The sequence below is a fragment of the Microcoleus sp. bin38.metabat.b11b12b14.051 genome, from assembly GCF_013299165.1.
GTDB lineage: Bacteria > Cyanobacteriota > Cyanobacteriia > Cyanobacteriales > Microcoleaceae > Microcoleus.
The window spans coordinates 18,650-31,612 of the sequence record NZ_JAAFKD010000006.1 but is presented as its reverse complement, the minus strand read 5'-3'; the positions used below and the strand labels follow the sequence as shown (position 1 = coordinate 31,612).

The following is a 12,963-nucleotide window of genomic DNA, read 5'->3' as shown; positions in this document are numbered from 1 at the left end:
ACAAACCCTTTTCCTGGTTCGTAGTGAGGACTTTAGTCCGCCAAAAACCCAGGACTAAAGTTTTCACTACAAACCCTTTTTCTGGTTCGTAGTGAGGACTTTAGTCCGCCAAAAACCCAGGACTTTAGGAATAAAAATTTAATAACTTACACTTTTATTCTTGTGGGATGGGCGTCTCGCCCGTCCCGAAAGGGCGGGCGGGACACCCCACAAACTTGTGTAAATTATTTAATTCGCGATCCTTAGTCCTCACTACAAACCCTTTTCCTGGTTCCTAGTGAGGACTTTAGTCCGCCAAAAAGCCAGGACTAAAGTTTTCACTACAAACCCTTTTTCTGGTTGGTAATTCACAGGATACGATCTTCCCAATTAAAAATCAACTTCCAATCTTCCTTTCAACAAATAAGCAGCCATTTGGCCCTTACCTTTAACACTAATTAAACCGCGTTTTTCAAAGTCATACTTATTTTCTATGAGCAAGTAAGTTGCTTCCGTAATCTGAATTCCGTCCGGGATACCGTGAGATTCCATCCGAGAAGCGGTATTTACCGTATCGCCCCACAAATCGTAAATAAACTTTTTTGTACCGATGATTCCGGCTACCACTGGCCCGGAATGAATGCCGATGCGGATGCTGAGACTGATGCCGAGCTTTTCTCTGTATGTACTGATAGCTTCTTGCATATCTAGCGCCATTTCGGCGATCGCATCTCCATGATCCTCTCGCGGATTTGGCAGTCCGGCTACTACCATATAAGAGTCACCAATTGTCTTAATTTTTTCTAAACCGTGCTTTTGGGCGAGTTCGTCGAACTTGGAAAATATATCGTTGAGCAAATGTACTAAGTCTTTCGGCGATATTGATGCTGACAACTGAGTGAAGCCCACAATATCGGCAAACATGACGCTGACTGCTGCAAATTCGTCGGCGATTATTCCTTGTTCTTTTTTTAATCTTTCGGCGATCGCCTCTGGCAATATATTTAGCAGCAACTCTTGGGATTTTTTTTGTTCTATCTCTAATTTCTCTAAATAATCCTGCATAGTTTGATATGCCAGATTCCTTTCCAACAGGTGCATATAAGCTTTGGAGTGATAGCGGATTCTAGCTATGAGTTCCACTCGATCGGGCAATTTTACTAAATAATCGTTAGCACCCAAGGAGAAGGCTTGCGCTTTAAGTTCCGCTTCTTCTTTACTGGAGAGGACGATCATCGGAATGTCTCGCGTCAGCGAATTCGCTCGAAAAAATCGCAGCAACTGCAATCCATCTATTTCTGGCATTACTAAATCTTGGAGGATGACTGTTGGCTTCACCTCTAATGCTTTATTAATTGCTTGGGCGGGATCGTTACAGTAATAAAATTTAATATCTTTTTCACTGGCTAGCATTCGGCGCACTGCTTCGCCGATCATTTCCTGATCGTCAACCAGTAAAACTGTGACAGTGGATTGGGTCAAGCTGGATATTTTTTTTGTTTCTGAATTGAAGGGTAAATTTAAGTCAATAGAATGGAGGCTTCTCTCTAAGTTGATGTTACTGACAATGGCGCTATCTCGCGCTGTAACTGCCTTTTTTCCATTGTTTCCCTTATCCTCAAATTTCAACTTTACCACGTTGCCGTTGAATTCAGGGATTTCTCGTTGATTTACTGTATGAATGCGATCGAATTCAATAGCCTGAGAGTGAGTTAAGTTCATAACTAGATCGGGCAACGGCCATTGTCTGGAGAGGATAAAAACTTTTACTTGAAAATTTTGTCAATACCAATAACGACTCCGGTGTTATTTAAGTACGCTTACCAGGTGATAATACTAGGTTTGTAAAATGTTACCGGGTCATTTTTGCAAAATCTTTACACAGCCTAGCACGCTTGAAATTAATTGCAAGGGCTGCGATCGCCAATTTTTGGCTCCCCGGCTGCTGCTGGCTCCCTGGTGGCCGGTACCCGCAGCATTGCCCGTACACCTACGGATTGCTGCAACATACAAACCGCAATCAAATTGCCAAATCATCACCCCGTAGGTAAATTATCTTAAGTGAAAGTGTTGCGTGCCACCGGCCATTATGCTTAAGACCCTAAGCCTTATGGCCCAAACATCTCTAGTATTTTCTAGACTAAATATTTGAGACAGGCTGGAGCGATCGCCTCCACCGACAAAACCTGCACCGCCGCGTTCAATTCGGCCGCCGCTTTCGGCATCCCGTAAACTACTGAGCTAGCGCGGTCTTGAGCGATCGTGTGCCAGCCGGCCGCTCGTAAAACCTTGAGCCCTTTAGCGCCGTCTTTGCCCATGCCGGTTAACAGCACTGCCACCCCTTTACCCGGCCAGTGTTGGGCGACACTTTGAAAAAAAGTGTCTACTGAGGGGCGGTAAGGATAGTCTAAAGGTTCCTTCGTATACTTAAGTGTTAAATTAGATTGTAATACTAAGTGGTCGTTAGTCGCGGCAATTACCACCTTACCGACTTCCAAAGGTCGATCGGCAACTGCGACACCCACCGACAAATTAGTTTTCTGACTCAGCCAATCTGCCAAACCAGGAGCAAACTCAGCATCTACGTGTTGGACGATCGCCACCGCGGCCGATAAATTTGGCGGTAAACCCGATAGCAGAGTTGCCAAAGCTTGCGGCCCGCCAGTCGAAGAGCCGATCGCCAACAGCGGCGGAGTCAAGCATTTTGGAGTAGCGCTCTGAAATATAGAAGTCGAGTTAGTTTTGCCAATCAACCTAGCGACTTTAGAAATAGTTTTTAATAGCTCCGCACCACCGCTTGGGGAATTGCCCATCAACCCCAAAATCGGCGTATTAATAGCATCCAAAGCCCCATATCCCATAGCTTCAAAAACCCTGCCCGCATTACCTGTTACCGAAGATGTCACCAACAGAATCGCACAGGGAGATTGCTTCATAATCAGGCGCGTCGCCTCAACGCCATCCATCACCGGCATGATCAAATCCATCAAAATCAAATCCGGGGTATTGCGGGCGCACTTCGACACAGCATCAGCCCCGTCGCCAGCTATCCAAACAATTTCATACTCGGGTACTGTTACCAAAACTCGGCGCAAGGCTTCAGCAGCAATCAGCGTGTCGTTGACGATCGCTATTTTCATGTTGAAATTTTTCATAGCTGATTAATTTTCGGTTGCGGGTCGTTATCGGAGCCTGCCGAGCCAGTTTTTTTTGCGGAATTTTATTTAAAACAAAACTTGTAGGGTTCGTCAGCAAACAGCTTCTCAATTATCGAGCAAATTACGCAGGCTGACGCACCCTACTACTACTACTTGTAGGGTGCGTCAGCAAACAGCTTCTCAATTATCGAGCAAATTACGCAGGCTGACGCACCCTACTACTACTTGTAGGGTTCGTCAGCAAACAACTTCTCAATTATCGAGCAAATTACGCAGGCTGACGCACCCTACTACTACTTGTAGGGTGCGTCAGCAAACAACTTCTCAATTATCGAGCAAATTACGCAGGCTGACGCACCCTACTACTACTACTTGTAGGGTGCGTCAGCAAACAACTTCTCAATTATCGAGCAAATTACGCAGGCTGACGCACCCTACTACTACTTGTAGGGTGCGTCAGCAAACAGCTTCTCAATTATCGAGCAAATTACGCAGGCTGACGCACCCTACTAATATTCCTACCACATTTTTAGCTCATTTTTATGTGTTCATTAAAAAAGTTAACCCTATATTTCTTTTCAAGCCTCACCGATTAAATCAACTACCGCATTTAACAGTGTATCGTCATGAAAGCTGCTTTTAGTCAAATAATAATCTGCTCCCACTTCCAAACCTCTGATTCTATCTTCTTCGCGGTCTTTGTAAGAAACAATAATCACCGGAATCGACTTTAAACCCGAATGATTTTTAATTTGACTTACCAGTTCAATTCCCGTCATCCGCGGCATATCAACATCGCTGATTACCAAATCAAACTGCCCCGTTCGCAAAGCATTCCAACCGTCCATACCATTAACAGCTATTTCAACTTCATACCCTTGATTTTCTAAAAGTTTTCGCTCTACTTCTCGGACTGTAATCGAATCATCTACGACCAAAACGCGCTTGCGATTTTTTGATTCAGCAGTTTGTGCAGTTTGACTAACTTTTTGCAACCGAGTTTCAGTCAGCAGCTTATCAGTCGATCGCACCAAATCCTCAACATCGATAATCAGCACCGGCGCACCGTCTTCCATAAAAGCAGCGGCGCTGATATCCGCTACCTTACCCAAACGCGGATCTAAAGGCCTGACAACTAAATCGCGTTCCCCTAGAAACTTGTCTACAGCCAAACCGTAACTGCTAGATCGATCGCTAATCACGATCACCGGCAGCAAATCCAACTTGCGATCGGGCGGCGGTAACTGCAACACTTGATAACCCGTCACCAAACCAATGTTTTGGTTGTCAAGAGTAAAATACTGTCGGTTTTCGGCGATCGCAATCTCAGCAGAGTCAACCATCACAATGCGATCGATCCGAGTCAGCGGAAAAGCATAAGGTTCCCCCGAAATTTCCACCAACAGCGTCCGAATTACCGACAGAGTTAGCGGCAACTGCAAATGAAAATTCATACCTTTTCCCGGCAAAGATGTCGCTCGCAGAATGCCGCCAACCTCCTGCACCATGCTTTGCACAATATCCAAGCCCACGCCGCGCCCCGAAATTTCCGTAACTTGACTAGCAGTAGAAAATCCCGGCAAAAACAAAAAATCCATCAGTTCCGGTTCAGTCAAATTCGCCGCTATTTCCGCACTCACCATCCCCTTAGTCACAATTTTTTGGCGCAGGTTTTCCGATTCTATTCCCTTACCGTCATCCGAGACGGTAATTGACAGCATCCCGCCGCGGTGTGCTGCTTCCATCCTGATCGTACCTTCGGCAGGTTTTCCCGCAGCTAAACGAGCTTCAGGAGCCTCGATACCGTGATCGAGAGCATTGCGTAAAATGTGCGTCAGCGGTGCTTCTAATTTTTCTAAAATATCTCGATCGACCTGAGTAGATTTGCCCAGCACTTCAAATTTCACTTGTTTGCCCAACTGTCTCGCCAAATCTCTCAGCATTCGCGGAAAAGGTTGCACGCCGTCGGCAAACGGTCTCATATTACTAGCAATCACCTCTCGGTACAAGCGGTCAGACAAATTTGCCGAACGGCGCGCAAACAGTTCTAGTTCGTTGAGGCGATCGGACAAAATATGGCGGCAATCGTTAGCTTTTTTGCGAGCACTCCCCAGATAATCTTCCGAGCGCTGATCCAGGACAGAATCGCTTAAAGATTCCTGCAATTTCTCCAACAAACTATACAATTGCCCTTGATTTGCTCTCAGTTTCAACAATGAATCAGCAAACGGTTGCAACCATTTTGCTTCTACTAAAGATTCGCCCGCCAAACCCATAATCCGATTTAAATTTTCCGCATTTACTCGCACTACGCGGTCTGCCGCTTTCGCCTTTTGAGCGTTTTCTCTAATATCTGAACTTGAAGGTTGTCCGCTAGCAATTTTAGTCTGGCGTCGATCTACATTTATTGCTTGTAAATCGCCATTTGCAGAAGTTTTACCGCTATTTTTCGTAGGTGCCGACGGAGCATTTTTAGATATCGGTGGCGGCGGTACGGGCGTTGTTGGAGAACTCGTTAGCTCTGCCGATTTTTGTGAGGTAACTGCCGAGGTAATTGCTGGGTGCTGAGTTTGAGCTGCTTGGGTAATGAGAGCGATCGCGGCCACAATCTGATCTATTTCTCCGTCTCGTTGGGCAAGCCAATTTTCGATCTCCAGCGCCGGAATTTCCTGCATATTTACCAGGATATTTACTCCGACAAGCAGGCTGTCAATTTGACTTTCATTTAAGCTAGCTTTGTGCTTCTGAAGTCCCAGAAATGTATTTTCTATCGCCTTAGCAAGTTTAACGATTTCATTAAAATGAACTATTCTACCAGCACCCTTAATTAAATGAGCGGATTTGACGAGGGAGTCCAAGTCTAAGTATTCATTGGGGTTATTTTTGAGCGATAGCAAAGTTTGCTTTAACAGAATTGATTGAGTTTCTACTTCTCCTGAAAATAAAGCCAACATCGACAAATCAGTTTTTAGCAGCCGAGTTTCCGGAGTTTCAACAGACGGCAATTCTGGCAATATTTCTTGATGAATATCTGAATTTAGTTGTGCGGAATTTGTTGTTGTTTCGGTAAAAACAAGATAATTTTCCGATGATGACTCTAGCGGATTATCGCTAGCCAAAATCATAGGTATTTCTATTTTTTCTGCTTCATATCCGCTGTTAAAATCTAATTGTTCGTTATTGATAATTGCTAAAATAGCAGTTTCTAAGGTTTCAATTTGCGATAGATTAACCGGAAGCCAATTTTCGATCTCGGTTTCCGGGATCTGGCTGATTTGGGCCAAAAGGTCGATCGCCCGCAGCATCACATCAATCTTATCAGGTGAGTCTAGGGCGATCGATCCAGCCTGCGCCGCCACAAAGCAATCCTCCATCACGTGAGCGATTCGCACAGCAGCATCCAGTCCCACAATCCGCGCCGCGCCTTTAAGCGAGTGAGCAGCACGCATCAAAGATTCCAATTCAGCAGGAGAACTCGGGTTATTTTCCAGTAACAGAATGTTCTCATTTAATATTCCTACTTGGGTGTCCGCCTCCATGCGAAATAAATCCATCATGGAGAAATTGCTCATATCTTGATTGCTCATTTTTTATTAATCCTTAATTTATTTCAACCCTTGGCAATGCGCGTGAGTGTTTGTGTAGACGCGAATTCCATTCGCCCGGTCTTCTTCAATCCTTGGCAATCCGGGTTTCGCCTGTGTAGACGCGAATTCCATTCGCCCGATTCCATTCGCCAGATTTTATGTGTGTAAAAACGAATTCCATTCGCCAGGTTTTGCATCAGATAATCTTTTTAGTTAAGGTATAAAACAGCAAATCATCATCCAGATAACAAACACTTTGCCCCTGCCAACTTATAATCCCTTTAGTATAAGTTTCTGGCACTTTAGAAACAGTAGCCGGGACATTTTTGATTTGCTCCGGCAGAATGCGGTGAATCCCATAAATTTCATCTACCTCAAACACCCAGCGACTACCTTCTCTCTCAACAACTACCATCCGTTGGTAAACAACAGGACTAATATTTTGTCTGCTAGCATCTGCTGCTTCCAATCCCAAAAGTGCTTTTAGCGAAATACACAACTGGATTTCACCCCGAATATTCACCAAACCAATAAATATATTATTGCTGCGGTGCGGCACAGTGTGAATGACAGATATCTGCGTCACTTCTTTAAAAAGTTGGGCGGGTAAAGCCAGCCATTCGCCGTTCAACCTAAAAATACCTACAGACACAGTACCCGCAGCGGTAACGGCGTTAGTTACTCCTTGGCTCGATCGCAATAAATTAGTCCACTCTTCCAGATATCCTGCGGGCAATTCCTGTTCTAGCAAACTGCGGCCCGCGTCGGAATACACAGGACAGTTACGACAGTGAATAAATCTTTTTAATTCGGGACAAGTGCGATCGCCCCCAACTCCGATCCGATTCCAGCAATCATCAGTCATTCGATTTTAGATTTTAGATTTTAGTTTTTAGATTTTAGTTTTTAGCTGCTAGATTTTAGATTTTATTCAGATATGCTCCTATTATAAAAAAGATTCAATTTGAGATTTATCCTGGCTACACCTGTTATTATTTTAACAAATCGAGTTGAGTAGCCCACTCCCTATTTACTTTAAAAACGCTAGCATTTCGTGACGCAAACCAAGTGTAGCATCGTTAACTTGCCCGATCGCCCCATTGATATCCCGCAGTGCCGACGCAGTTTGCGAAGAAGCCTCACTCAACTGCACCATCGCCTCACTAATTTGCTGAGCTCCCTGAGACTGCGCGTCCATCCCCTCATTCACCTCTTCAAAACGCGGAGTTAAAGCTTCCACCCGCTGAATAATCGACTCCAACTGCAAACTAATAGTTTGCACATCTTCCACCCCCCGGCGCACCTCATTAGTAAACTTATCCATTTCCATCACACCAACACCCACAGCAGACTGCATTTCTTTAACCATATTTTCAATATCCAAAGTAGCCACCGCCGTTTGATCTGCCAGCCGCCGAATTTCCCTCGCAACAACTGCAAAACCCAACCCATACTCACCCGCTTTTTCCGCTTCAATAGCCGCGTTGAGCGAAAGCAAATTAGTTTGATCCGCCACCTTCGTAATCGTCGTGATAATACTGTTAATATTATTAGCTTTTTCGCTAATAACTCCCAATTTACCAGAAATAGCACTGGTAGAATCTGCTAATTTATTCATCGTGGACTCCATGCGACCAATTTCTTGTTTACCACCACCAGCCGATTGAGCAGCTTGGTGGGACATCTGGGAAACTTCATCCATTGTCCTCGCCAGTTGCATAGCAGTAGCAGCAATTTCTCTAGCGGTAGCTACCACTTCGTTAGTCGAGGCGACTTGTTGGTTCATCGTCGCTTCCAATTCCTTACCAGAAGCAGCAATTTGATTAGTAGAACCGCTAATTTTGATACCGGACATATCTATTTGATTTTCCAGAGTTTGGGATACCGCACCCGTGAGGAACAGTCCAAACAGTCCCGCTGTTAGCGGCCCGAGGATCGTGCCAACAATTACCCAAAAAGTGGTTTGACTAATATCGTTTTTTGACTCCTGTTTAGCTAGTTGTGCGGTAGCTTCATTAATTTTGAGGTCTTCCAAAATTAAGTTAGTAGCTGCTTCAAAGGAGGGGCGATTCCCTTTTGCGCGATCGCTCAATTGATTGTAAAACGCGCCAGCCCTTCTAGCAGCATCAAGCTCGGGCGATTTGGTATTACCTTGGCTTATCAGCTCAATCTGCCTTTTAAATGGGTTGGCAATTCCCAAACTATCAAATTTTTTATTATAATCTAAAAAAGCTTGATGATTTTTCTTCCAAATATCCCATTTTTCCTGCAATTGTTTGTACAATTTATCTTCATCCGTACTCCGGGGCGTGTTTTCGTACTCTTTAAAACCATCATTAATCTGCTCCCAAGCTTTCTGGATTCTCGTCAACTCAGTTTTTCTTTCGTCTGGGGAGAGTTCCAGATCCAGCAAAGCCCGTTCCGAGGACTCAATTTGTGTTTGTCCTTCATTAACTTTCCACAAGCCACTAATACTCGGCAGGGAATTATTAGCTAGCGTATCAATATGTCCGCCGAGCTGATAATTCCCCATCCAACCGATAGAGGACACTGCTAAAACAATCACTGCTAGAAAGATAAATGCAGCATTTATCCGCTGTTTGAAACTGATATTTTTAAACATTTTACGATTCCTTACTGCTTACTTTAAACCGAGATATTTCTTGATGCAGACCTTGAGATGCGTCATTTAATTGAGAGATAGCCCCGTTAATTTCGCGCAATGCGTCCGCCGTTTGCGACGATGATTCACTCAGATACACCATCACCTCGCTAATTTGCTGAGCTCCTGCTGACTGAGCCTCCATACCCTGATTTACAACTTCAAAACGCGGAGTGATAGCTTGCACCTGCTCGATAATTTCAGTCAGTTGCCAGCTCACACTTGCGACATCCTCAACGCTATCATTTACTTCTTCAGTAAAACTATTCATTTCCGTCACCCCACTCGAAACTGCTGCCTGCATTTCTTTAACCATTTTTTCTATATCCAAAGTAGCAACAGCAGTTTGATCGGCGAGGCGCCTAATTTCTAGGGCAACTACGGCAAAACCGCTACCATATTTTCCCGCTTTTTCGGCTTCGATTGCAGCATTCAAAGACAGTAAATTAGTTTGGTCAGCAACTTTAGTTATCGTCAGAATAATTCTGCTAATATTGTTAGCTTTTTCACTGATGTTAGTTAGTTGGCTAGAAATAGAACTCGTAGCAGTTGCTAAATCCCGCATGGTATTTTCCATCTGGCTTAAATTACGCCGCCCGCCCTCAGCAGCTATGGTTGTAGTTTGGAATGTAAAAGTAATTTCCTCAATTGTCTGCTTCAGTTCCCGAGAAGTATAAGCAATATTTTTGGTAGTATTTTTTACATCTATAATCGAAGCTGCTTGTTCTGTCACAGTCGCTTCTAATTGTTTTCCAGATGCGGAAATTTCCTGAGACGAAGCTGTTACTTGAATTGCCGAATTCTGCACTTGCCCTATCAAAGAATTTAGGTTGTGACTCATGCTTTGAAATCCGGCGAGCAATTTGCCAATTTCTCCCTGATAACTTGCGGAAATCTTGGTAGTTAAATTTCCCGCCGATACCTCTTCTGCAACTTTTACTGCTATTCCCAAAGATTGGGCAATGTTCCGGATAATTATCCAAGAAATTAACGCACCAACTCCCACAATCATCACAGTGCTGGCCCCAGCAAAGTAAGTTGAAAAAATCTCAGATTCCCGACCTAATTTCTTCCTGTTATCCAATAATTGATTTTCTGCTTCCTTAATTTCTGTAATTTTTCCCCTCAGCTTTGCCATAATCTTCAGTCCCGTTCCAGCGCTTACTATTTTTTTTACCTCCTGTTCTCGACCTGATTTGCGGAGTTGAATAGTTTTTTCTAAATAATCTATTCTTTCTCTAATCAGGGTTTGGAGTTCACCGAGTTTTTGTTGCTGTTTTGGGTTTCTAATCTTCTCTTTCAACTTTGCTACTTGCACGTTGATGCTGGCATTTGCTTTATTATAGGGGTCTAAAAAATTCTCTTTTCCCGTGTACAGATAACCGCGCTGCCCGGTTTCAGCCTCCAGGAGGAGCATATCTAACTCTGCCAATTCTTGCAAAATTTTATAGCTCAAAGTAACGTTGTCTAAAGACTTAACTAAAGTATTTTGAGTTTGCTGTGCGACAATGTTAGCTATAAATATTAACATAAAAATTGTGCCGATTCCCCTCCACAAAATTTGTTTAATAGTTAATTTTTTCTGCACTTAAATTACATCTCCTTTTGGCGCTAGCAAGAGCCGATATTATGTGCATAAAATAACCCACATCAAATTATTTGTAGTGAGGGTTTCACTCTGCCGATCCTGAGGAATGAAGTCCTGACTACCAACAGTTTTTACTAGGGTTAATTTATTGAATATCATATGATAACATTAGAGGTTTAAAATTTGTGATTTGAGATTGTTCGATCCTGACGAATCTTGGGTTACGAGTAACGCTCAACTGACTTTGAATCGAGAAATTTCGTGACGCATCCCTTGGGCTGCTTCGTTCAAAAGCGCGATCGCACTATTAATTTCCCGCAAAGCATCAGCAGTTTGCAGGGAAGTTTCAGCCAACTGGGCCATCGTTTCGCTAATTTGCTGAGCTCCTTCTGATTGAGCTTCCATACCTCGATTTACCGAATCGAAGCGGGGAGTGAGAGATTGTACTTGCTGAATAATTTCGGCTAATTGCACGCCGATGTTGCGAATATCTTCCATCCCCCGGCTGACTTCATGGGAGAATTTATCCATTTCCATCACCCCAGTAGAAACGGCTGACTGCATTTCTTTTACCATGTTTTCAATATCTAAAGTTGCCACGGCTGTTTGGTCGGCGAGGCGGCGAATTTCGCGGGCGACGACGGCAAAACCCATGCCGTATTCTCCGGCTTTTTCAGCTTCTATGGCTGCGTTTAAAGAAAGTAAATTAGTTTGATCTGCTACTTTAGTAATTGTGGTAACTATGCTGTTGATATTGTTAGCTTTTTCGCTAATTATTCCAAGTTTGTTAGAGATAGAGTTGGTGGAATTTCCCAATAGTTTCATAGTATTTTCCATGCGACCTAACTCTTTTTGACCGGAGCCAGCTTCGCGGGCAGTTGACTCTGCCATGTGCGAAACTTCATCCATTGTTTTTACGAGTTTACCGCTGGTGGAGGCGATTTCTTTGGCAGTAGCTACAACTTCGTTTGTGGATGCTGCTTGTTGGTTGACTGTGGCTTCTAATTGTTTGCCAGAAGCTGCTATTTGGGTGGCTGATGAAGTGATTTGAATTCCCGATGTTTGCACTTGCTTGATTAATGCGGCTAAACCCCGATTCATGCTGCGGAATGAGTTCTGCAATTTGCTGATTTCGTCTTTGGTTTCGCTGACATGAACTTCAGAAGTCAAATCGCCGATCGACATTTTCTCGGCTACATCCACAACTCCAGCAATTTTAGCGCCTAACGGTTTGGCGATCGTATTGCTAAAGTACAGTCCAAACACTACAGCCGTCAAAGGGCCCAGCAGCGTGCCTAAAAGCACCCAGAACCGAGTTTGAGTGATATCCTCTGCGGCTAATTTTGCCGAATCTGCTGCTAATTTGCGATTGTAGTTGAGGAGTTCTACCATTCCCTCTGTCGCAGCTTGAAATGTAGTTATTTTCTCATTAAACGCTTTTTCGTTCATTCTGTTAAGCACCTCGACTGCTGCTCTAGCAGTTGCTAATTCTGGTGACTTATTTTGACCTTTTTCTAGCAAATCAATTTGGATTTGTCTGGGGTTAATAATTCCTACTTTTTCATATTCTATATTTAGTTGTTGGAATTGTTTGTGAGCATCAGCCCACCTTTGCCACAGCGGTTTAAATTCTTGATAAATTTTTTCTTCATCTTCATCGCGCGGCAGTTTTTCGTACTCTTTAAAACCTTGATTTATCTGCTGCCAAGCCTTATTTATTCTGGCGATTTCTCGGCGTCTTTGGTCAGCATTGATTGCTTCGTTGAGCAGCATTCTATCGGAAGACTGCACCTGTGTTTGTCCTTCGTTGATTTTCCACAAAGCTACGGTGCTCGGATAAGCGTTGTTGGCGAGCGACTCTAGGTGTGCAGATAGCCGAAAATTACCGCTGGCGCCGACTAAAGCCACTACCAGCACGATCGCCCCCATGAACACAAACGCAGCGATCATGCGTCTTTGCAAAGTCATATGCTTAAAAATGTTGTCCAT

At 43.9% G+C, this 12,963-nt stretch carries 8 protein-coding genes; all 8 read right to left on the bottom strand.

The features are described 5' to 3' along the window. Positions 1–369: 369 nt before the first annotated feature. The 8 genes from QZW47_RS08885 to QZW47_RS08850 all read right to left on the bottom strand — a co-directional run bounded on the left by QZW47_RS08885 (position 370) and on the right by QZW47_RS08850 (position 12,963). Positions 370–1,701, bottom strand: coding sequence for an adenylate/guanylate cyclase domain-containing protein (locus QZW47_RS08885; RefSeq protein WP_293126208.1), 1,332 nt, complete (start codon positions 1,699–1,701; stop codon positions 370–372). A gap of 138 nt (positions 1,702–1,839) precedes the next feature. Further along, on the bottom strand, positions 1,840–2,016 hold the full coding sequence (locus QZW47_RS08880; RefSeq protein WP_293126206.1) for a hypothetical protein: 177 nt from the start codon (positions 2,014–2,016) through the stop codon (positions 1,840–1,842). A 98-nt stretch (positions 2,017–2,114) separates the two neighbouring features. Then, entirely contained in the window at positions 2,115–3,134 is a 1,020-nt protein-coding gene (locus QZW47_RS08875) for a chemotaxis response regulator protein-glutamate methylesterase (RefSeq protein WP_293126204.1), read from the bottom strand. A 581-nt stretch (positions 3,135–3,715) separates the two neighbouring features. After that, on the bottom strand, positions 3,716–6,724 hold the full coding sequence (locus QZW47_RS08870) for a hybrid sensor histidine kinase/response regulator (RefSeq protein WP_293126202.1): 3,009 nt from the start codon (positions 6,722–6,724) through the stop codon (positions 3,716–3,718). 196 nt (positions 6,725–6,920) lie between these two features. Then, the gene (locus tag QZW47_RS08865) at positions 6,921–7,589 is read right to left on the bottom strand and encodes a chemotaxis protein CheW (RefSeq protein ID WP_293126200.1); all 669 of its coding nucleotides are present in this window, start codon (positions 7,587–7,589) and stop codon (positions 6,921–6,923) included. A gap of 165 nt (positions 7,590–7,754) precedes the next feature. Further along, positions 7,755–9,347, bottom strand: a complete 1,593-nt coding sequence (locus QZW47_RS08860; protein ID WP_293126198.1) for a methyl-accepting chemotaxis protein — start codon at positions 9,345–9,347, stop codon at positions 7,755–7,757. Position 9,348: 1 nt separating this feature from the next. Next, positions 9,349–10,974, bottom strand: a complete 1,626-nt coding sequence (locus tag QZW47_RS08855; RefSeq protein ID WP_293126197.1) for a CHASE3 domain-containing protein — start codon at positions 10,972–10,974, stop codon at positions 9,349–9,351. 234 nt (positions 10,975–11,208) lie between these two features. Then, positions 11,209–12,963 carry a methyl-accepting chemotaxis protein gene (locus QZW47_RS08850; RefSeq protein WP_293126195.1) on the bottom strand — a complete coding sequence of 585 codons (1,755 nt, stop codon included), beginning with the start codon at positions 12,961–12,963 and terminating at the stop codon, positions 11,209–11,211.